18 protein-coding genes are annotated in these 22,871 nt (G+C 44.6%); 7 read left to right on the forward strand and 11 right to left on the reverse strand.

Annotated features, from left to right (window positions below):
* Window positions 1-10 precede the first annotated feature (10 nt).
* Entirely contained in the window at window positions 11-985 is a 975-nt protein-coding gene (cysB, locus tag B853_RS09660; RefSeq protein WP_010449232.1) for an HTH-type transcriptional regulator CysB, read from the reverse strand.
* A 437-nt stretch (window positions 986-1,422) separates the two neighbouring features.
* Here cysB and B853_RS09665 point away from each other — a divergent pair, with 437 nt between their 5' ends.
* Both B853_RS09665 and miaE read left to right on the forward strand, forming a co-directional pair.
* Window positions 1,423-2,187 (forward strand): hypothetical protein, encoded by a 765-nt coding sequence (locus B853_RS09665; RefSeq protein WP_010449233.1) that lies wholly within the window; start codon window positions 1,423-1,425, stop codon window positions 2,185-2,187.
* Window positions 2,188-2,312: 125 nt separating this feature from the next.
* Complete coding sequence (miaE, locus tag B853_RS09670) at window positions 2,313-3,095, forward strand: tRNA isopentenyl-2-thiomethyl-A-37 hydroxylase MiaE (protein WP_010449234.1); 783 nt, start codon at window positions 2,313-2,315, stop codon at window positions 3,093-3,095.
* Between the two features lie 44 nt (window positions 3,096-3,139).
* Here the strand turns inward: miaE and B853_RS09675 are convergent, their stop codons facing one another.
* The 8 genes from B853_RS09675 to sohB all read right to left on the reverse strand — a co-directional run bounded on the left by B853_RS09675 (window position 3,140) and on the right by sohB (window position 12,078).
* Window positions 3,140-4,978 carry an extracellular solute-binding protein gene (locus tag B853_RS09675; protein ID WP_038882780.1) on the reverse strand — a complete coding sequence of 613 codons (1,839 nt, stop codon included), beginning with the start codon at window positions 4,976-4,978 and terminating at the stop codon, window positions 3,140-3,142.
* A gap of 413 nt (window positions 4,979-5,391) precedes the next feature.
* Window positions 5,392-6,093, reverse strand: coding sequence for an orotidine-5'-phosphate decarboxylase (gene pyrF, locus B853_RS09680; protein ID WP_038882779.1), 702 nt, complete (start codon window positions 6,091-6,093; stop codon window positions 5,392-5,394).
* A gap of 84 nt (window positions 6,094-6,177) precedes the next feature.
* Window positions 6,178-7,353 carry a lipopolysaccharide assembly protein LapB gene (lapB, locus tag B853_RS09685; RefSeq protein WP_010449237.1) on the reverse strand — a complete coding sequence of 392 codons (1,176 nt, stop codon included), beginning with the start codon at window positions 7,351-7,353 and terminating at the stop codon, window positions 6,178-6,180.
* Between the two features lie 18 nt (window positions 7,354-7,371).
* Entirely contained in the window at window positions 7,372-7,665 is a 294-nt protein-coding gene (locus B853_RS09690; RefSeq protein WP_010449238.1) for a lipopolysaccharide assembly protein LapA domain-containing protein, read from the reverse strand.
* Window positions 7,666-7,845: 180 nt separating this feature from the next.
* Window positions 7,846-8,130 carry an integration host factor subunit beta gene (gene ihfB / locus B853_RS09695; RefSeq protein WP_010449239.1) on the reverse strand — a complete coding sequence of 95 codons (285 nt, stop codon included), beginning with the start codon at window positions 8,128-8,130 and terminating at the stop codon, window positions 7,846-7,848.
* 213 nt (window positions 8,131-8,343) lie between these two features.
* On the reverse strand, window positions 8,344-10,014 hold the full coding sequence (gene rpsA, locus B853_RS09700) for a 30S ribosomal protein S1 (protein WP_010449240.1): 1,671 nt from the start codon (window positions 10,012-10,014) through the stop codon (window positions 8,344-8,346).
* Window positions 10,015-10,124: 110 nt separating this feature from the next.
* A complete protein-coding gene (cmk, locus tag B853_RS09705) occupies window positions 10,125-10,805 on the reverse strand; it encodes a (d)CMP kinase (protein WP_010449241.1) in 681 nt (226 codons plus the stop codon).
* Between the two features lie 211 nt (window positions 10,806-11,016).
* Entirely contained in the window at window positions 11,017-12,078 is a 1,062-nt protein-coding gene (sohB, locus tag B853_RS09710) for a protease SohB (RefSeq protein ID WP_038882778.1), read from the reverse strand.
* 278 nt (window positions 12,079-12,356) lie between these two features.
* On the opposite strand from sohB, the gene B853_RS09715 reads away from it, so the two are divergent.
* The 4 genes from B853_RS09715 (at window position 12,357) to B853_RS09730 (ending at window position 18,437) form a co-directional block, all read left to right on the forward strand.
* Window positions 12,357-13,103 carry a YciK family oxidoreductase gene (locus B853_RS09715; RefSeq protein ID WP_038882777.1) on the forward strand — a complete coding sequence of 249 codons (747 nt, stop codon included), beginning with the start codon at window positions 12,357-12,359 and terminating at the stop codon, window positions 13,101-13,103.
* A gap of 131 nt (window positions 13,104-13,234) precedes the next feature.
* On the forward strand, window positions 13,235-13,927 hold the full coding sequence (gene imuA / locus B853_RS09720; protein WP_010449244.1) for a translesion DNA synthesis-associated protein ImuA: 693 nt from the start codon (window positions 13,235-13,237) through the stop codon (window positions 13,925-13,927).
* A 4-nt stretch (window positions 13,928-13,931) separates the two neighbouring features.
* Window positions 13,932-15,335, forward strand: a complete 1,404-nt coding sequence (locus B853_RS09725) for a Y-family DNA polymerase (protein ID WP_038882776.1) — start codon at window positions 13,932-13,934, stop codon at window positions 15,333-15,335.
* 27 nt (window positions 15,336-15,362) lie between these two features.
* Complete coding sequence (locus B853_RS09730) at window positions 15,363-18,437, forward strand: error-prone DNA polymerase (protein ID WP_038882775.1); 3,075 nt, start codon at window positions 15,363-15,365, stop codon at window positions 18,435-18,437.
* Between the two features lie 322 nt (window positions 18,438-18,759).
* On the opposite strand, the gene B853_RS09735 is transcribed toward B853_RS09730, so the two are convergent.
* Window positions 18,760-19,713, reverse strand: coding sequence for a chemotaxis protein CheV (locus B853_RS09735; RefSeq protein WP_010449247.1), 954 nt, complete (start codon window positions 19,711-19,713; stop codon window positions 18,760-18,762).
* A gap of 171 nt (window positions 19,714-19,884) precedes the next feature.
* On the reverse strand, window positions 19,885-21,102 hold the full coding sequence (gene mlc / locus B853_RS09740) for a sugar metabolism global transcriptional regulator Mlc (protein ID WP_010449249.1): 1,218 nt from the start codon (window positions 21,100-21,102) through the stop codon (window positions 19,885-19,887).
* Between the two features lie 298 nt (window positions 21,103-21,400).
* Between mlc and pyk the strand changes: the two genes are divergently transcribed.
* Window positions 21,401-22,843: a pyruvate kinase gene (pyk, locus tag B853_RS09745; RefSeq protein WP_010449250.1), complete on the forward strand. Its 1,443-nt coding sequence runs from the start codon at window positions 21,401-21,403 to the stop codon at window positions 22,841-22,843.
* Window positions 22,844-22,871: the final 28 nt, after the last annotated feature.

Raw genomic sequence — 22,871 nt, forward strand, 5'->3', positions numbered from 1 at the left:
CAATGAAGTGTTATCTAACCGGAAGTTCGATGTCTTTAAACATCTCTTCGATTTCCGCGTTCGACTTCAGTGAAATCGCCTGCTCAACGACAGGGCGAGTTAAATGTGGAGCAAAACGCTCCATGAAGTCGAACATGTATGAACGCAGGAAAGTACCACGACGGAAACCAATACTCGTTGTGCTTGCACCAAATAAGTGGCTAGCATCAATCGCAACCAGATCACCGTCTTGCTCCTCATCGACAGCCATACTTGCTATCACACCAACACCAATACCCATACGGACATAAGTTTTGATTACGTCTGCATCCGTTGCCGTAAACACAACGCGTGGCGTTAGGCCTTCACGATTAAATGCGGTATCTAACTCCGAACGCCCTGTAAATCCAAACACGTAGGTAACTAGAGGATATGCAGCCAAATCATGAATGGTTACCGTCTCTTTTTTCGCAAGAGGGTGATCTTTAGGTACCACGATAGAACGATTCCAGTGGTAACAAGGCAACATGATGGCATCTTGGTAGAGATGAAGCGCTTCTGTTGCAATCGCAAAGTTCGCCGTGCCTTTGGCAATCGCTTCAGACATCTGTGAAGGCGTACCTTGGTGCATGTGCAGCGATACTTTCGGGTAACGAGCCGTAAAGCCTTTGATTACATCTGGCAATGCATAACGTGCTTGAGTATGAGTTGTAGAGATGTTCAGCGTACCCATTTCTGGGTGTGTATGTTCACCTGCGACCGCCTTGATACTTTCAACGCGAGCAAGAATCTCTTGAGAAATTCGAATAATTTCCTCACCTGCAGGCGTCACTTGAGTTAGATGTTTTCCGCTACGCTCAAATATTTGAATACCAAGCTCATCTTCAAGCAAACGAACTTGCTTGCTGATACCAGGTTGGGACGTATATAGACTTTCTGCGGTAGCAGACACATTTAAATTATGGTTAACAACCTCAACAATGTACTTCAGTTGCTGCAGTTTCATAGTAATCCCTTACTCAAATGGAGATGAACATTGGACATCGTGTCGTCTTGCCGAACGCATAAGCGCATCAAGCTATTTAGCTGGCACGATATAATCTTTAGTTATAACGTGTTAACCATTAAATTAACAGATCTTTCTAACTTATACCCATATAAGATCAGCGAGTTAAGTTAACACACTATTCGTTAGGTAAAATCGCAAGTACGTCATCCTCATGCTGCTATTTGATGCCGCAAAGCGGTATCTCAGCGCAATCTAGTTTCATAAATCCTTGCGCGTAGAACGCTTTATTTGTTCTTTAGGCCGCATTCTTTGTTCAATTCATCATCAAAATGTGCCTAATGCAAAATAATCAAACAAATGGGGTGCCGAGTAAGATAAGATTCATGTATTCTTGAACGCTAGCCATCAAAAAAATATAAGCAGACACAGAAGATATGAATATTGGTTTAATCATTGCCTTAGTTGCCATCTTATTGGTGTTGGTGCTCGGCTATAACATCATGCTGCAATATAAAGTTAAAGTTGAAACTGCGAGAAGACAGGAATCAGCTCGATATGTAGCACTCATAGATGGGACTGAAGAACTTATCGGACATGCGCACCATATTCCTTTCAGTAAAGAACTTTTAGTGTGTCTTAATAACCGCATTCTCGATGCACTGGAAAGCATGCGAGAGCTAGATCCAAAGAATAAGCAGCTTGTTCAACGAATCGAAAATATGAAGCAACAAATCGACCAGTTGAAAGCCAACTATAAAGGTGGAGATAGCACCAGCTTTAAGCTACCAACCAGTGATAAGCAAGCGATTGTTATGCTTAAGCTGGTTAAGCGCCTACGTGACACTATCCGAAATGAGCACAACAAAGGCCGCCTAGATACTCAGACGTACGTGACTGAGAACGCTCGTCTTGAAACAATGCAAATCCGCATCAACATCGAAAACGTAATCAAACGAGCGAATGACTCTATCGCTCGAGGTCAGCCTGGTACTGCACTACAATTGCTTCGTAAAGGTATTGATGCTCTAAGCACAAAAAATGATGCTTACTCTGTTCAAGCTAAACAAAAACTGGAAGAAATGCTTGGTGACTTAGATAAGAAACGTCAAGATAAGAATGATGCCGAGGTCCAGCAAATTGCCGATAAAGAGCGTGACAATGATATGGAAGCACTCTTCGGTGAAAAGAAAAAGTGGTAAACTCGATAAAAGCTTTCCACCCTATTCGATTAAAGGCTGCGTTTGCAGCCTTTTTTACGTCTTATCGTTTTGAATAGGCATAAGCTGAATAAATAAAATTTGAATGTAAAGTGCTAAAAATTAAAATGATTAATCTCGACGCCTATCAGGATCTTCTTGCTCCAATTAACCAATTCTTACAATGCAGCACCCCAGATGAATGGGTTGAGGAAGCAAAAAAGCCAGAAAACCTTCAAACTATTTTGTTGGATCATCTACTGTGTGAACTCAAGGCTGGGCAGTCAGCGATGTTCTTAATCCGTAAATACGCAGTAGACCAGACTAGTGCCCACACCCTACTCGATTGGTTCAAACCCTACGAAGATTTCGCTTATCGCAAAACGGGCTCACTTGCGACATTGAAGGGTAAAAGTAATATCTCTAAAGCGATCATTGCAAAATCAGATTCACCATATAGCCAAGATCTAATTGATAAGATGGTTTTGCTGATCAAAGAAGAATTGCACCATTTCTACCAAGTATTGGAAATCATGGAGAGCCGTGGGGTGGAATACAAAAACATTCCAGCTAGTCGCTATGCAAAAACTCTAATTTCGCACATGAAAACACATGAGCCAGAAACTTTGATTGATAAGCTCATCATTGGTGCGTACATCGAAGCTCGCTCTTGTGAACGTTTTGCAAAACTAGCCCCACACATGGATGACGATATCGCAAAATTCTACGTATCCCTACTACGTTCAGAAGCGCGTCACTATCAAGATTATTTGATACTCGCAGAGCAAATTGCTGGTAAAGATATTAGTGAGCGTGTGACTTATTTCGGCCAAATCGAAGCGGAACTAATTAGCACTCTAGACGACGACTTTAAGTTTCATAGTGGCGTACCCAGTTCTAAAGTTGCTTAAAATAAAAAGCCCACCTAATGGTGGGCTCTTTATTCTCTGTTCGATTACAGCTTGTATCGCTCATCAATGAAAGTGACTTCTGGGAAGGTTTTCCCCGCTTTCATTGCTTTTTCTGTTTCTTTCTTCGCTGTCTTATCAATCCAGAAGTTACCAACATCCATTGGGTGGAACATCCAATCTGTGCTCTTCGTCATACCATCTTTTGGTACTTTAACCCAACGCCAGTGTGCTTCGCGTGTATAAGGAACCATGTATCCAGGAACAATGATATTCGCTTCAGATACATACTTTTGGATCTGGCGTGATAAGTCGTAGCGTTTCTGCTGCTCAAACTCATTGTCATACGCTTCAATCAGCTTATCTAGCTCAGGACTGCTGTAATTCGTATGCGCGTTAGTTTGTGGTTTGTTCGCGTTATCAGAGTGCAAGTACTCCCAGTACGCAGGAATCTCACCAGAGCCCATATTCAAGAAGGCTAATTGGTGTTTCTTTTCAAGGATATACTTAAATGCCGATGAACCATCAACAAGATTCAGTGTGTATTCCAAGCCAGCCAGTTTTGCTTGCTCTTTTAAGTAAGCAATACGTGGAGTCCATGAGTTGTAACCATAGGTAATTGCAAAACTTAAGCGTTGCCCCTTGTCGTTAATACGAACACCGTCAGCGCCAATTTTATCAAAGCCTGCCTTCTCAAAGTGCTTAATCGCAGCTGCGGCATCAAACTTTGGAGGTGTGTTATTAGGATCATCATAGTTACCATGACCAAAGCCAAGACCATGAGGTTTACGCGAGTAGTCACCACGCATGATGTTTTCAATCATGCCGTCATAATCCGTTGCAGCCATGACACCTTTACGTACTTCTAAGTCGTCTAGCATTGGCATAGCAGTATTCATCCATAAGCCACCAGCGCCTTGAGGTGCTTGGTTGAATCCCCAATACTTCTGCACATAACCATTTTTATAGACATCACCGCTTGTTTTGTCATGCCAAAGGTTTGGTAATACCATGTCAAAGTAATCTAGATTGCCTTTTTCAAAGTGCTTCATCGCAATGTCTTGATCGCGAATCACTGTAATACGCACTTTATCTACATTGTAGCGATTCTTGTAATAACGATTGTTGTAACCCCACCAATCGTCACCAACATGTTTAAACGTTACGCTCTTACCTTTCTTAACTTTATCTAAGTAGTATGGCGCAGCGGTAGGTTCAGCCTTAAAGTTGAACTTACGAACAAAGTTGTCCGGCATACCATCATTATTTTCATCTTTTTCTTTAGCAAAGAAATGCTCTGGACGAGGTTGAAAACCATTACTTGGCATGTTGATCATTACCATCAATGAGTCATGGCTTTGCGCAACGGCGAGACCAACTTTAATGGTATACTCGTCGATCTTTTCGACGCTCAGGATGCTGTTTTTGAAGAAGTCGTTATACCAAGGGTCAATAATGTCTTTAGATGTGTAGTACTTCATCATAAACACGTAATCGTCCGCGGTGATTTTTTCACCATCCGACCATTTCGCTGTGTCATCAAGCTTGAAGTAAACGGTTTTATTGTCATCACCAAACGCCCACTCTTTAGCAAGCTGAGGAATCCATTTACCCGTATTTGGGTGACGCTGAGCCAGTTTTGGAGCACCATCCATAAAGTACTGACGAAGGCCAGAGTTAGCATCAGGGCCTACACTACGAAGAGTCTGAGGAAAACTCAGCATATAAGTACGCAGCGTCCCGCCTCTTACTGCTTCTTCTGAAGCAAATAATGGTTCGTTATTATTTGAAATCCATTCGATATCAGCTGGCAGTTCCGTAGCGTTTATTTGAAAGCTCGTAGCGACCAAGGTTGCCAGTGCCGTAAGTGGCAGGTTTCTTATCATTGTATTCTTCCTTGTTGTGTTTACGTCGTAAACTAGGAAAAACAAGTGAACCCCAGAGAGAATGCGGTGAACGCAGTTCAAGAAATCATGAAGGAGATAATACTAAGCAAGTTCCATTCTATTTCAGTATTAAAATCAGAGAGTTTCACTAGGTCATCCTAGACCTTACAACGCAGTGAATGCATCTATTGCATAGTATTCGTTACGTATTTGTAACGCAACCCATCAATAACACATGGTTGCACATTTCCATCATCACAACTCATTATGTTACTAAAGTGTGATCGTTATAGTTAGAAGTCCTAGCGTCTTCGAGAATATCAAGACGCTAGCCTTTCGACTTTTTGAGGGAAGCTGTAAACAAAAAAGCGAAGTGTTTCCACTCCGCCTTCTTAATTTTATGTTGTTCCAACTTACATGTTTAACAAGCTTGCATTGATTGTAGCGAGTACTGCTGAAGGGTCAGCAGCTTGAGTAATAGGACGACCAATCACTAGGTAATCAGAACCCGCTTGGATTGCATCTACTGGCGTCATGATGCGGCGTTGATCACCTTGCTCTGAGCCTGCTGGACGAATACCCGGAGTCACTAACTTAAACTCTTTGCCAAGTTCATTCTTCAGTAGCGATGATTCTTGCGCAGAACATACTACGCCATCAAGACCTGAATTCTTTGTCAACGTTGCTAGGCGAATCACTTGCTCTTGAGGCGCAACGTTCAAGCCAATACCTGCCAAATCATTTTGCTCCATGCTTGTAAGCACAGTCACGCCGATCAGCAGTGGACGGTCTTTACCGTAAGGTTCAAGAATCTCACGAGATGCCGTCATCATACGTTCACCACCACTCGCGTGAACGTTCACCATCCATACACCTAGCTCAGCCGCAGCGCGAACTGCTTTTGAACACGTATTCGGGATATCGTGAAACTTCAGGTCTAGGAACACAGAGAAACCACGTTTATGAAGCTCACGTACGAAATCAGGACCAAATAGCGTAAACATTTCCTTGCCTACTTTTAGGCGACATGACGCAGGATCAATTCTATCTACGAACGCAAGTGCATCTGCTTGGTTGTCATAATCCAGTGCGACAATAACTTTTTGGTCGATCATTTCATCTCCTAACTAGTTTTGGTTCTTATTAAATAAAAGGTTAAAAAAATGCAGCGGACAGAAACTCTGCCAGCTGCATTAAAATTATTCACCGTCCAATCCTCGGATTGGCTTGATCGTCCCCCATCCTTTACAAGATGGACAATGCCAGTAAAGGGAATGAGTGGAGAAACCACATTTCCTGCATCGGTAATGTGGTTTAACTTTTAACTGTTCACCAACCATTGCTTGAAGCGTCGACAAACTGTCTTTTGCACGGCCATCCTCCGCCTCTGCAATATGGTAGTCGATAAGGCGATAAAAGCCCTTCATGGTAGGATTTTTCAATAACTGTTTAGTCAACAGTTCTTGAGCAGCACCAACACTGTCATGATGAGCAACAAGCTGAGCCAACATTAACTCGGCCGACACGCCCGCTTTTTTACCTATACAGGTACGTAGAAATTCTACCAACTCTTCTTCTTGACCAAGGTGATGGTAACACTCCGCAATGGTAGGCAGTACATCACTGACGAAGTCTTTGTCTTGCTCTAGTACGCCAGTCAAATACTTAATAGTGTGCTTATAGTCTTCAGACTCTAAATACAGTCGTCCCAACGAAATACTGGCGCGGACACATTTCGGATCTTCCGAGAGTGCTTTCTTGAAGTGTTGAATGGCTTTATTGGTATTACCGTCAGCTTGGTCAAGCATGGCAAGCTCACACCAGAAATGGGCGATATTGGCACGAATTCGAGTGCGCTTTTTACCCAGCTTGGAAAGCTGATTGGCATAGAAAATTGCTTTATCCCACTCTCGGGTCTGTTGATAAATGGTGACAAGCTGCTGCAAAGCGCCTTCTTTATGATCGGGTTCTTCAACTAACTGCTCGAATATCTTTTCAGCACGATCGAGAAAGCCCGAAGCCATATAATCTTTAGCTAGCTGCTGAAGAGCGAGATTTTTCTGATCCAAGGTCAGGCCAGAACGTGAGATGAGATTTTGGTGAATACGAATTGCGCGATCCACCTCACCTCGAGAACGGAAAAGATTACCCAGCGCTAGATGGGTATCTATCGTTTCATTATCGACTTGGAGCAATTCAATAAAGTGATCAACCGCTTTGTCTGACTGGTCAGACAAAAGCAGGTTTAAACCCGTCACGTATTGACGGGATATTTGATGAGATTGCTTCTGCTTGTCTTGCTGAGCGCTGCGATGCCCCATGTACCAGCCATACGCGGCGGCTATCGGCAATAACAAGAAGAGTAGTTCAAGCATTAAAGTTGGGCCTTATCCTTATGCCTGTTTTTCTACTGCAGGTTTTGCAGGTTTCTGTGCTTCTATCGGCTCGTATTTTTTCAGTTTCTTTTTCAAACGACGAACTTGAAGCTGCGTCTTAAACTGAATGCTAGCAAAGATTACCCATGCCAATGCGAAGCCAACCACAAATACAACACCTAACAATGTTGAAAGGTGGAAGTCACCTTTTGCAATTAAGTAGTTAAAAGCTACGATCTCTTGGTTTTGAGAACCTAAAGCCAGTGCAATTAAAAAGAGAGCTAGTACAGCGATAATTTTTATAATTTTCATATTACATCACCCTTAGAGGAGTAAGTAGGTAAGATTATGCAGGAAAATGTTTCTTCAGACCACGTATATTATACCGAAGTCACTTCTAGGTGCTAGATTCAACTCTACTTGCTCACTTTTTGGCTATAAAAAAGCGGCATACTGTAGAGTATGCCGCTTTTTCAAACCGTTAGTTGACAATTAACTGCCAATATTTACGCGTTCACGCAATTCTTTACCTGGTTTAAAGTGAGGAACGTACTTACCTTCTAATTCCACTTTGTCGCCAGTTTTAGGGTTGCGACCTACGCGAGGCTCGCGGTAATGAAGAGAAAAACTACCAAAGCCACGGATCTCGATACGATCACCGGTCTCTAGTGTAGAGGCCATATGCTCCAAAATATCTTTTACAGCATCTTCTACCTCTTTCGCTGACAAGTGTGTTTGCTCAGCGCAGAGTCTTTCAATCAGTTCTGACTTAGTCATAGTTGCCCTCTTAGAGTATTTTTATCACTCATTATAGTAAGTAATACTAATTCCAACAAACACTTGCTATCAATTCTAGACAAATTTTATGCAAAATGCGTAATGAAAAAATGCCTTTTACCAAGATAGTTTATCGACATTAGTATTACTACTTAGTTTGTAACAAGCATAAAAAAGGAGCCTTGCGGCTCCTTTTTAGCTTAAGCGAGTAAATTATTCGCCTTTAGCAGCTTTGAAAGCGTCAGCCATTGCATTACCAAAAGCAGCTTCGTCTTGCTTGTTGATAGATGCCATTGCTTCTTGCTCATCAGCTTCATCTTTAGCTTTGATAGATAGGTTGATTACGCGGTTCTTACGGTCAACACCTGTGAACTTCGCTTCAACAACATCACCAGCGCTTAGGATTAGAGAAGCATCTTCTACGCGATCGCGAGATACTTCAGAAGCACGGATGTAGCCTTCAACGCCTTCTGCGATTTCAACTGTAGCGCCTTTAGCGTCAACAGCAGTTACAGTAGCGTTAACTAGAACACCTTTCTTGTTATCAGCAACGTAAGCATTGAATGGGTCGTTTTCCATTTGCTTAACGCCTAGAGAGATGCGCTCACGCTCAGCGTCTACTGCTAGAACAACTGCAGAGATCTCGTCGCCTTTCTTGTACTCACGTACAGCTTCTTCGCCAGCAACATTCCAAGAAATGTCAGATAGGTGAACTAGACCGTCGATGCCGCCTTCTAGACCGATGAAGATACCGAAGTCAGTGATAGACTTGATCTTACCAGTAACTTTGTCGCCTTTAGCTTGTGCTTCAGCGAATGACTGCCATGGGTTAGCTTTACACTGTTTCAGACCTAGAGAAATACGACGACGTTCTTCGTCGATCTCAAGAACCATAACCTCAACTTCGTCGCCAACATTAACAACTTTAGATGGGTGGATGTTCTTGTTAGTCCAATCCATTTCTGAAACGTGTACTAGACCTTCAACGCCTTCTTCGATTTCAACGAAGCAGCCGTAGTCAGTTAGGTTAGTTACGCGACCAGTTAGTTTGTGACCTTCTGGGTAACGCTTAGCGATTGCTACCCATGGATCTTCGCCTAGTTGCTTAAGACCTAGTGATACGCGAGTACGCTCACGGTCGAACTTAAGAACTTTAACTTGGATCTCGTCACCAACGTTAACGATTTCAGATGGGTGCTTAACGCGCTTCCAAGCCATATCAGTGATATGTAGAAGACCGTCAACGCCACCTAGGTCAACGAACGCACCGTAGTCAGTAAGGTTCTTAACGATACCTTTAACTTCAGAACCTTCTTGTAGAGTTTCTAGAAGCTCGTCACGCTCAACGCTGTTCTCAGATTCGATAACAGCACGACGTGAAACAACTACGTTGTTACGTTTTTGGTCAAGTTTGATAACTTTGAACTCTAGCTCTTTGTTTTCTAGGTGAGCAGTGTCGCGGATTGGACGTACGTCTACTAGAGAGCCAGGAAGGAAAGCACGGATACCGTTTAGTTCAACAGTGAAACCGCCTTTAACTTTACCGTTGATGATACCAACAACAGTTTCAGCTTCTTCGTAAGCTTTCTCAAGAACGATCCAAGCTTCGTGACGCTTAGCTTTCTCACGAGAAAGTTGAGTTTCACCGAAACCATCTTCAACAGCGTCTAGAGCTACGTCTACTTCAGCACCAACTTCAACTTCAAGTTCGCCAGCAGCGTTCTTGAACTGTTCAGCAGGGATAGCAGATTCAGACTTAAGACCAGCGTCAACAAGAACGTAACCGTTCTCGATAGCTACTACAGTACCTTTAACGATGCTGCCTTGTTGGAATTCTGTTTCGTTTAGAAACTCTTCAAAGAGTTGAGCAAAAGATTCAGTCATTTATTTAATCTTCAATAAATTAAACGTCCACGGGTATCCTACCGCATGGGGTTATTAAATTCGCCAGTCATCATCCTTGCGACCAACGCTCTTAGTCTAGCCGAGTATCATTACTCAGCTAGCTTCGATTCGATATATTGTAGTGCCTTTTCTACCACTTCGTCGATAGTCATCGACGTAGAATCTAGCACAAGCGCATCCTCTGCAGGGCGTAGTGGCGCCACTGGGCGGTTACGATCTCGGTCGTCACGCTCTTGGATCTCGCTCAAAAGGTCAGCAAATCTAACATCTAACCCTTTATCTTGCAACTGTTTAAGGCGTCGATTTGCACGCTCTTCTGCACTTGCATCAAGGAAAATTTTCGCTTGTGCACCTGTGAATACAACCGTACCCATGTCACGACCATCAGCAACAAGACCCGGAGCGGTCTCAAATGCACGCTGACGACGCAATAATGCTTCACGAACGCGTGGCAGTGCTGCCACTTTAGACGCAGCCATGCCGGTTTCTTCTTTACGAAGTTCACCTGAAACGTCTTCGCCTTCTAGAATCACTTTTACTAGGTCACCTTCAGCAACAAACTGAACGTCTAGGTGAGTAGCTAGTGGGACAAGCGCGTCTTCTGACTCAGTGTCTACACCGTGGTGAATCGCTGCAAGTGCAAGTACACGATAAATCGCGCCAGAATCCAGAAGGTGGAAGCCCAACTTCTTTGCTAGCAACATACATAAAGTGCCTTTACCTGCACCGCTAGGTCCATCTACGGTAACAACCGGAGTTTGAGAGGACATGTTCTTCTCCACCTATAATTTCTTTTTCAGCAATTTGCTCGGTTTTCGAGGCGCGTATTATACGGGTAATTGCCCTCTGGGGCGAGGAAAAATGTCCTGTAAAGCATTACACCTAATGCGCAGTTGGATTCACGCTATTGGGGAAAGTTCCAATAAAAACGGCAAGAGTTTTCACCCTCGCCGTTTTTACTTTAAATAGCCGTATTATTGATTAAACAATCGGCTTTTGACCGCGCTCTGCAAGTTTCAGCACCACGCTATCAGCCACTTTGCTAGCAACGCCAGCAAGTTTATCCGCCAGTTTTTTCTTCTGTACGTATTGAACGGCCAACACTGTTTTCTCTTTGCATGCCGCAACCACAAGGTCGTCAGAAGTACTGATTTCATCCACCAGCCCTAACTCTTTCGCTTGCGTGCCAAACCAATGCTCACCTGTTGCCACTTTTTCAAGCTCTAGCGCAGGGCGACGCTCACGGATGAAGTCTTTGAATAGTACGTGCGTTTCTTCAAGCTCTTGCTTGAACTTATCACGCGCTTTGTCGGTGTTCTCACCAAACATGGTCAGTGTACGTTTGTACTCACCCGCAGTTAGCTGTTCGTATTCGATATCATGCTTTTTCAACAGTTTGTTGAAGTTAGGGAGCTGCGCAATAACGCCAATAGATCCAACAATCGCAAACGGTGCTGACACAATTTTGTCAGCCACACACGCCATCATGTAGCCGCCACTTGCTGCTACTTTATCGACAGAAATTGTCAGAGGCAGACCGGCTGCTTTGATTCGATCAAGTTGAGAAGATGCCAAGCCATAGCCATGAACCATGCCACCACCAGACTCTAGACGAAGCAGAACTTCATCACCTTCGCGAGCGACTGCTAATACTGCAGTGATCTCTTCACGCAGTGAACCCACTTCTTTTGCATCAATGCTGCCATTGAAGTCCAACACGAACAGATGCGGTTCGCGCTTGCTATCAAGAGAACCTTCTTTGCTCGCTTGTTTGATTTCTTTCTCGCGAGATTTGTTCTTTTCTTTTTCTTCTTTCTTAACCGCTTTATCACGCGCTTTGATGAAAGCATCATCGTGCAAGTGATGCTCTAGTTGCTCTACCGCATCTTTATGACGCTCAGAAAGATTCGTAACTTCTAATTCGCCTTTTGCCGCGCCTGACTTACCACCTGCTGATTTTGCAATAATCAGCAGCACAACAACTGCCGCTACGACGGTGATAATCTTGGCTAAAAACAGACCGTAATCTAATAAAAATTCCAATGAGAGTTCCTCTATCTCATACCAGTGATAGTCATCAATATGTTACGTAGAAAAATCAGAGAGAAGGCAAGAAAATCAGTAACCTCTTGTTCTGATTGATAGCGTTCAAATAACATACCGGACAACCGTTCTGGAATTGGTATAACACATGAATTGGTGTATTGTAACCAACTTGTCACGATTACCAAGATTTTCCATTGAGAAACAGGCGCATTTCTACACAAACGAACATGAAGCCTGTACGTCGGAACTAGATACAATAATAAGGATTTACTACCGTGAACTACTCCGTTTCAGCAGATGCCCTAAAAGGTAAAGTCATTCTTGTCACTGGTGCAGGTAATGGTATCGGTCGCCAAGCCGCACTTTCTTACGCTCAGCACGGTGCGACTGTGATTCTACTTGGTCGAAACGTTCAAAACCTTGAATCCATTTACGATGAAATCGAATCTGCGGGCTACCCTCAGCCTGCGATCATCCCACTTGACTTGAAAGGTGCAACAAAGCAGCACTACATCGATATGGCAGAAACCATCGAAGGTCAATTTGGTCGCTTGGATGGCCTATTGCACAACGCCGGCGTTCTCAGCACGCTGTGTCCGTTTGAGCAAATCAATGAAGAAGACTTCGATGACATCATGCAGATTAACGTGAAAGCCGAAGTGCTGATGACCCAAGCTCTGCTACCTATCATGCGAAAATCAGACGCGGGGCGTATTGTTTTTACCTCTTCAACCGTTGGTCACTCTGGTCGTGCTTTCTGGGGTTCATACGCTATTTCTAAGTTTGCCGTAGAAGGCATGATGCAGGTATTGGCAGATGAGTTGAGCGACACGCCAATTCGCGTTAATGCAATTAACCCGGGTGCAACTCGCACTCGTATGCGTGAAAAAGCCTACCCAGGTGAAGATGCGAATACACTAAAAACTCCACTGGATATCATGCCGCTGTACCTTCATTTAATGGATCCTGCGGTCACTGATGTAAACGGCCAATGTATCGACGCGCAGCCAAAGCGTAAGTAACCAACTCAGGTTACCTCACATAATCGATTAAAAAGGCAGCAAACGCTGCCTTTTTTCGTATTTCTTCCTATAAAAATCTTGCGACTTTTCCCTACAGAAATATACTGTATATACATACAGGTATTTTATTTATGCAAGACATCATCCAACACTTAAAAAGCCAACATCTTGTTTGGCAAGCAAATTTAACCAAAGCAGACGACCATCAGTTCCTCCATAGTTCTGGTTTTCCTGAGCTAGATGCCCTGCTTGGCGGCGGCTTTCCTCCTCACGGTGTGGTAGAAATGGAATCCGTAGGCAGCATTGGTGAGCTGCGTTTGCTTGCGCCTTACTTAAAAGCATCTCTTTCGAGAGGGGTAACAGCATTCATTCAGCCACCAGCGTTGATAAATTCATTGTTCCTCCACAGCATTGGCTTGGACATCAACCAGGTGTGGGTGATCACACCTGAACATCAGCGTGATGCATTATGGGCAGCGGAGCAATGCCTCAAGAGCGGCGTGTGTACCAACGTTTTGCTATGGCAAGATGAGCTAGAGATCCACCAAGTAAAACGCCTGCAAGTGGCGAGCGAGCAAGGTTCTTGCCCTCTGTTTATGCTCAAACCCAACATGACCAATCGTTTGTCTTTACCTGTTTCATTGAGTCTGAAATTGCAAGGCCATGAACAAGGTGTCAGCGTGGAGGTTCTCAAACGAAAAGGCGGCTGGAGTAAAGGTAGTGTCAATATCAACTTCCAGCACCACTACCCGCAATTAGTAATGCCAAATACAACTCATATTCCATCGACCGTGGTCAATTTCCCATTAGCGAGCCAAGGTTAGCGATATGACTTTGTGGATTTACTTGCACTTCCCTCGCCTACAGTTAGATGCCCTCTTTGGTGATAACCAAGAGCAAGCAGTGGTAATTGTAGAAAGCCAACGTTGTCGGATCATTCAATACAATGAGATTGCTGAGCAACAAGGTATTAAGACCAACATGGGTTTAGGCAGTGCCGCGTCCTTGTGCCGAGATCTCCAAGTACACCCTTATCATCCGCAAACTGAGTTAAGCAAGTTACAAGAAATTGCCCAGTGGCTGTATTTGATCACGTCTGATGTTGTGTTGATGCCAAGCCAAGGTATTTTACTGCGCGCAACCCCAATGCTTAATCTGTATGAAGGGCTACAAAACTATTGGACTAAAGTCAGCGCTCATTTATCGGAGCTAAGATTAAGCTTTCAATTCGGATGTGGCTTTTCGCCTTTTGCTGCCAAGTTGATGGCATTGGCAGGAGCGAACTTCATCAGCGAAGACAAATCGGCCATGCAGCAAGCCTTATCGCCACTGCCCCTAACAATGACGGATTTATCCAGTACTACCGTTGAGAAGTTACAGCGTGTAGGTGTTACCACACTGCAAGGCTTGCTTGAACTGCCGCTACAAGACATCGCACGCCGATTCGACATTGATTTGGTGAATTACGTTGGTCGACTGACTGGGCAGTTCAAGCATCCTGTCGACTTTTATCATCCAACCGAATCCTTCCAAGTCTATTTAGAACTGTTGTTTGAGATTGAAAACGTTCAATGGGTGGAGAAACCACTGGCTAAGTTGCTTCGTCAGCTCGAAACCTTTCTCAAGCTACGCGATAAAGTCGCGTTTGAACTGTGCTTAACCCTCCACCAGCGAGACAAACAAGCACAGCACCTTCTGCTCACATCCGCGCAAGGCGATTACTTGTGTCAACGTTGGCAACAGCTCGCAAGTTTGAGTCTGGAATCCGTCACGTTAAACGGTCCTGTAATCGGTCTGACGTTACAAGTAAAACGCCAAGGTGAACCTTTAAGCTCTGCACGCGATTTTTTTGCCGGGCAAAAAGGACAAATGAACGCGTTAGAGCTGCTCTCTTTACTGCAAGCTAAATTGGGCAAAAGCGCGGTACTCAAACCCAATATTGCCTGCGATCCAAGGCCAGAGAAAGCCAGCCAATATCGCCCAGCTGACGAGCCGGATGTGCCGATTAACACCATACCTTCTCTGCTGCGCCCCGCGATGCAACTACCCGAACCTATCGCGTTACAAGAGCAAGTCTCTCTAGTGCATGGGCCTGAGCGGATTGTCTCTGGGTGGTGGGATGGCGATGAGATCATGCGTGATTACTACATCGCGCACACCAAACAAGGCCGCTGGTTATGGGTATTTCGCGATCAGCACAAGCATTGGTTTCTCCATGGCTATTTTTGTTAAATCGACGGTTATTTTTGTTAGGTCGTTATGAGTTACGCAGAACTGTTTTGTCAGTCCAACTTCTCCTTTCTCACCGGCGCTTCTCATGCAGAAGAGTTGGTGTTGCAGGCGGCATTTTATCGCTATCAAGCCATTGCGATCACCGATGAGTGCTCGGTTGCGGGCGTAGTGAAAGCCCATGCGACCATCGAGCAACATAAACTCGACATCAAACAAATTGTCGGCAGCATGTTTTGGCTCAATGGCGAGTGCCAAGTGGTACTACTTTGCCCCTGCCGTAAAGCTTACGCTGAGCTGTGCCGGATCATCACCAATGCGAGACGCCGCAGCGAGAAAGGCAGCTATCAGTTATCTGAATGGGACTTAATGTCAATTCGTCACTGCCTTGTGTTATGGCTTCCGACTCATCAGGAGAATGACCATTATTGGGGACGTTGGCTCCAGCAGCATCACGCTCATCGCTTATGGGTCGCGATTCAGCGCCATTTAGGTGGCGATGATGACGCCTACACCACACACTGTGAGTTACTGGCAAACGAGTTTCAATTGCCGATTACCGCTTGTGGTGGCGTCTTGATGCATGCTGTTGAGCGTTTACCATTGCAACATGTCCTGACAGCAGTTAAGCATGGTTGTAGCGTCGACAAGTTGGGCTTTGGCCGTTTATCCAATGCCGAGAGAGCGCTGCGCCCATTAAATAAACTCTCTCGAATTTACAAATCCGAATGGTTAGTTGAAAGCGCCCACATTGCGGACTTGTGCGACTTCAATCTCTCAGATCTAAAATACGAATACCCAACCGAACTGATTCCAAACGGTTACACCCCTACCTCTTATCTGCGAATGTTGGTCGAGCATGGTAAAAAATTGCGCTTTCCAGAAGGCGTACCCACAGACATTCATCAAACCATCGAGAATGAATTAGCCCTTATTGAAGAGCTACAATATCACTATTACTTTCTCACCATTCACGACATTGTAATGTTCGCTAAGCAGCAAGGCATTCTCTATCAAGGACGAGGCTCTGCGGCAAACTCGGTGGTGTGTTACTGCTTAGAAATCACCGCCGTCGACCCTAGGCAAATCTCAGTTCTGTTCGAACGCTTTATTAGCCGAGAGCGAAAAGAGCCGCCAGACATTGATGTCGACTTTGAACACGAGCGCCGTGAGGAAGTGATTCAATATATCTACAAGAAGTACGGACGCGAGCGTGCCGCTTTAGCAGCCACCGTTATCAGCTATCGCTTTAAAAGCGCCGCGCGTGAAGTAGGTAAAGCGCTGGGGATTGAAGAAACACAATTGGACTTCTTCATCAAAAACGTTAATCGACGTGATCGCAGCCAAGGTTGGCAAGCACAAATCATCGAATTAGGGCTGCAACCAGAGTCGTTAAAAGGCCAACAGTTTATCCAGCTGGTGAACGAGATCATCGGCTTTCCGCGCCATTTATCTCAGCACGTGGGCGGCTTTGTGATTTCATCAGGCCCTTTGTATGAACTGGTGCCTGTCGAAAATGCCTCAATGGAAGATCGTACGATTATTCAATGGGATAAAGATGATTTAGAAAGCTTAAAGTTACTGAAAGTCGATGTACTGGCACTGGGCATGTTAAACGCGATCCGTAAATGCTTTCAATTGGTTGAGAAACACCACCAGCGATCCCTGTCGATTGCCGAGATCACGCGCTTACAAGATGATCCACACGTATACCGTATGATCCAAAAAGCGGACACCGTTGGTGTGTTTCAAATTGAGTCTCGCGCACAAATGAGCATGCTGCCACGCTTAAAGCCTGCACGTTACTACGACTTAGTCGTACAGATTGCTATTGTCCGTCCGGGCCCAATCCAAGGTGATATGGTGCATCCGTTTCTAAAAAGGCGCAACGGTGAAGAACCGATCAGTTACCCATCGGAAGAAGTAAAAAGCGTACTAGAGCGCACTATGGGCGTGCCGATTTTCCAAGAGCAAGTGATCAAACTCGCGATGGTAGCGGCAGGGTTCAGTGGCGGAGAAGCCGACCAACTTCGACGAGCAATGGCATCATGGAAAAAGAACGGCGATCTCGCCAAGTTCAAGCCAAAGCTTATCGACGGGATGCGTGAGCGCGGTTATGACTTGGAATTTGCAGAGCGCATCTTCGACCAAATCTGCGGCTTTGGTGAGTATGGCTTCCCAGAAAGTCACTCCGCCTCTTTCGCGGTGCTGGCTTACTGCTCCGCGTGGTTAAAATTCTATTACCCGGCTGAGTTCTATACAGCCCTACTTAATAGCCAACCGATGGGGTTTTATAGCCCTTCTCAACTGGTGCAAGATGCTCGCCGACATGGCGTGGAAGTGCTGCCTGTTTGCATTAATCACTCTTCGTATCAGCATCATTTGGTTCAGCGTCCTAATGGTCGCTTTGGTGTTCAACTGGGGCTTCGATTAGTGAAAGGGTTTAACCAAGAGAGTGCTTCTCGACTGGTCGAGCGCCGACCAAAAACTGGCTATCGCAGTATCCAAGAGGTAAAACAAATCTTAAGAAACCGCCGCGATATTGAATTACTCGCCTCTGCCAATGCATTTCAGATCCTTTCTGGCAATCGCTATAACGCACGTTGGGCAGCGATGGATTCGTTATCAGACTTACCCTTGTTCACTCATGTGGAAGAGCCAGTGATGAGTTACCAAGCTCAGCCTTCTGAATACGAGAGTTTGATAGAAGATTACGCCAGTACCGGACTATCGCTAAGTCGCCACCCGATTACTTTGCTGGAAGAGGCAGGCAAGTTACCACGCTTTACTCGGATGAAGCAGCTGGTAGAAAAAGAGCACAAATCTTTAGTAACGGTCGTCGGCGTCGTCACTGGCAGACAATCTCCTGGCACGGCAGCAGGTGTGACCTTTTTCACTTTAGAAGACGATACGGGCAACATTAATGTGGTGGTATGGCGAGCAACCGCGCGTGCTCAAAAGCAGGCTTATCTCACCTCAAAAGTATTGATGGTCAAAGGTATTCTAGAACGAGAAGGAGAAGTGACGCACGTAATCGCAGGGAAGCTCATCGACTACACACACAATCTTGCCGAGCTAAAAAGTAAATCGCGTGATTTCCATTAAGAAATAACACCTTAAGAGCTGTGCCACTAAAGTAAAGGCTAGACAAAAAAAGGGAGGTTAGCCCTCCCTTCTCAAATCCGCTGAATTAATTATCAGCTTCCGCTTCCGTACGCTTTTTCTTGTATTCCCTATACAGTAACAAAGATAAAGTCATAACGACTTTAGATGTTAGCCATATCATTAAAAGGAACGGCCCTATGTTAGTAGGTGAAAAGTGACGTGGTATACCTTACATATTTCATTGTAAAAAATATGTAACTAAAGCATAGCAAAAGCAGGGCGATTAATCACAACAGCTAATACGGTAAATTGTAACTGTACTTTATCCCTCAGGATAAACGACTTGACGTAAACGCTCTTGGGCAACTTCTACCAACAAATCGGGTTGGAACTTTGAAATAAAGCGATCACAACCTACTTTTTGCACCATTGCCTCATTGAAACTGCCACTTAATGACGTATTCAGAGTAACAAATAGATCGGACATGCGTGGGTCGGTACGAACTTCGTGAGTCAACTTATATCCGTCCATCTCTGGCATTTCTGCGTCGGTAATCATCATAAGTAGCTCTTTAGACACTTCCTTACCTTCGTCACACCAACGCTTTAACAAAGTTAAGGCTTCAAGGCCATCACAGCATTCGATGATATTTAGACCAAGCTGAGACAAGGTGTCCCTAACCTGGTTTCGAGCTGTAGAAGAATCATCCACAATCAGAATATTACGACCCACCATTTCTTGAACAAGATTCTGATCCAAAATACCTTCAGAGATCGTCACATCATAATGAATGATTTCAGCTAAAACCTTTTCAACATCTATGATTTCTACGATCTGCGAACCATCCCCTTCTTTGACTTGGGTAATCGCAGTTAAGTAATTTGAACGCCCTGAAGTCTTCGGTGGCGGTTGAATTTCGGTCCAAGCCGTATTGATGATATTGCGTACAGGACCAACTAAAAAGCCCTGAATAGAGCGGTTGTACTCGGTAATAATCAAGTTCTCTTCCTCAGCATCACCACGCAGAGGAGGAAAACCAATAGACTGACGTAAATCGATAACTGGAACGGCTTCTCCACGTAAAGAAGCAACACCACGAATATTGTAATGTGAGCCAGGAAGCTTGGTTAGCGGAGGTAGCTTAATCACTTCTTTTACTTTAAAGACGTTAATAGCAAACAATTGTCGACTGTTTAAAGTAAACAACAATAATTCCAGTCGGTTCTCACCTACTAAATTTGTACGCTGATCAACGGTATTTAAAACTCCAGACATACGACTTCCTACTACCTTAAAAAATGACAAGCAACTTTCTTACAATATCGGCTCAAATGAGAAAAAGTTAAGTTGCCTTGATAATTAGAGGAAATTACATGAATGGAGAGAATATAGCAATGAACACGGTTTCGTAGGTGTAGCTATCTCACTAAACCTACGAAAAAAGGATTAACCTTCAATCACCTTCATCAGCAATTGACCGTCATAAAGGGCTTGTTTAATTAGCGCAGCACCAGGCATTGTTGCCTGTTTATAGAAGCGAGACTCGACTAATTCAAGATCTTGGTGGTAAACAGGAAGGCTTTGCTCTTCAATACAGCGACGAACCGAAGGATAAAGCACATCTTTTGCTTGATTGATAACCCCACCGATTAGAATCTTTTCAGGGTTGAAAAGATTGATTACGATAGCGATAGCTGAACCTAAATAACGGCCAAGCTTTTCAATCACATCAACGGCTAGCGGATCTCCGTTTGCAGCCGCCTCACAGATGCTTTCAATACTCATCTCTTCCTGTTCAGCAAGAATAGACGGCTCACCATCCGCAATACGGCTCACCACTTCTTCACGGATAGCTTGCGAACTTGCTACCGTTTCTAGACAGCCAATGTTACCGCAATGACAGCGCTTCCCATTCGGGTCGATTTGGATATGTCCGAGTTCACCGATGTTTCCGTGACGACCTTGCAGTACTCGTCCATCAAGGATGATGCCTGCTCCGAGTCCGTGGTGGATAGAGATAAGAACCGAGTTATCGTTCTCTTGTGAGTGACCAAACAGCTTTTCAGCTAGCGCCCAAGCTCGCGTATCGTTAGCAATGAAGACTGGTAGCCCCGTCGCTTTGTAGATTTCAGGACCAAGCGCTAGGTTTTCAACATTGTAATGCGGCATTTGCAATACAATTCCCTGTTCTGAATTCACGAGGCCAGGAAGTGTAATAGCAATACTAGTCACGCGATCAAGCTGATCGGCATAAGTTTGAAAAAATTCATCAATTTCGTAAAGCAAGCGTTCAAGCACGTCGTCTTGATCACGCTCATGGATATCGATTTTGGTATCGATAAGAACATCACCGCCCAGTTCATGAAGTGCAATCGTCAAATAGCCTCGGCCTAAACGCATCGACAAGAACTGCCAACCTTCATTATTGACCTGCAAACCTACCGCCGGACGTCCACGGCTCGTAGCTTCTTGCACCGTCGTCTCATGGATAAGGTGGGCTTCAATTAGTTCTCGAGTGATCTTTGTGATACTCGCAGGCGCAAGCTCACTTTGCTTGGATAAATCAATTCGAGAAATTGGACCCTTTAGGTCAATTAGTTTGTATACACGACCAGCATTGACCTGTTTGATATGATCAATATGGCCCGGTTGAGCCATGTACATCTTGCACTCCGAAATTCTATAACTCGGTAATTTTTTTACTTTGCGAAGTAATTGTGAAGTGAATTGATAGATCCCCGTGACAAGCGTCACGTATAAACATGTTTGTTTGTGTATTCAATCAAATAACAGAAAATCAACTGCTGATAAATTGAATGGCAAGACACTTATTTTTTTCCTCAAACTAGGAACCAAAGTCTGAAGCATGGTGTTTCTACAGAGCTTTGCGCTAAAAATGAACAATAGCTAAAGACTGTGCATATACTTATCTCGTCCCTACATCGCATTCCTCGGAGAATTTATGACTTCAACACTAAGAAGAACAAAAATCGTTACAACACTTGGCCCTTCTACAGATAAAGACAACGTCCTAGAGGATATCATCAAAGCTGGCGCAAACGTCGTCCGTATGAACTTTTCTCACGGCACCAGCGAAGACCACAAACTCAGAGCTGAAAAAGTAAGAGCGATAGCGGCAAGACTCGGGCGACAAGTTGCTATTTTAGGAGATCTTCAAGGCCCCAAAATCCGCGTATCCACGTTTAAAGAAGGGAAAATCACTCTGGCCGTGGGTGACAAATTTACCTTAGACAGCGATCTCCCAAGAGGCGAAGGTAACCAAGAAGCTGTTGGACTTGATTACAAAGAGCTTCCACAAGATGTCACCACTAATGACATTCTTTTATTGGACGATGGCCGTGTACAACTACAGGTAACGAAAGTTGAAGGTAATAAAGTCCACACTCGAGTGACCGTAGGTGGCCCTCTTTCGAACAATAAGGGCATCAATAAAAAAGGTGGTGGCTTATCTGCCGATGCCCTTACGGATAAAGACAAAGCCGATATATTGACGGCTGCGGAGATCAAAGTCGATTACTTAGCAATATCTTTCCCTCGTAATGGGGAGGATATGCACTATGCCCGTCGACTCGCACGAGACGCAGGATTGGAAGCAAAATTGGTCGCTAAGGTCGAGCGTGCCGAAACTGTCGCAAGCAATGACTCTATTGATGACATTATCAAGGCTTCTGATGTAGTAATGGTTGCACGTGGTGACCTCGGTGTAGAGATCGGAGACCCAGAACTGATTGGCGTACAAAAGAAACTTATTCGCCGTGCTCGTAGCCTAAACCGACTTGTCATTACAGCAACCCAAATGATGGAATCGATGATGGCAAACCCAATGCCAACACGTGCTGAAGTCATGGACGTAGCCAACGCAGTATTAGATGGAACAGATGCCGTTATGCTATCGGGAGAGACAGCAGCAGGCCTCTACCCGGTAGAGACGGTTAAATCCATGGCCGAGGTGTGCATGGGTGCTGAGAAGATGTCAGAAGCAAATCACTCTAGTTACCGCTTAGACCGAACTTTTGAAACGGCTGAAGAAACCATTTCAATGTCGACGATGTATGCTGCCAACCATATGGAAGGCATCAAAGCGATGATCGCATTGACCGAATCTGGCCGAACAGCATTGATGATGTCTCGATTAAGCTCTGGTCTGCCGATATTTGCTCTTTCGCGAAATGAATCGACCCTCAACCGCGCAGCGTTATACAGAGGGGTAACGCCAGTATACTTTGATTCCAAGGGTGATGTCGGGCTTACAACAGCACATGCTGCGATTGAGACTCTCAAAGAGCAAGGCCTGCTACACGAAGGTGATTTAGTGATTATTACCCAAGGCGATGTAATGGACGTGGTAGGTTCAACGAACTGTATGCGAATCTTATCGGCTTAGGGCTCACCTCTCGCTAGGCTCAATATTC

Origin of the sequence: Vibrio rotiferianus CAIM 577 = LMG 21460, from assembly GCF_002741985.1 — a bacterium.
In the GTDB taxonomy this organism is placed as follows: domain Bacteria; phylum Pseudomonadota; class Gammaproteobacteria; order Enterobacterales; family Vibrionaceae; genus Vibrio; species Vibrio rotiferianus.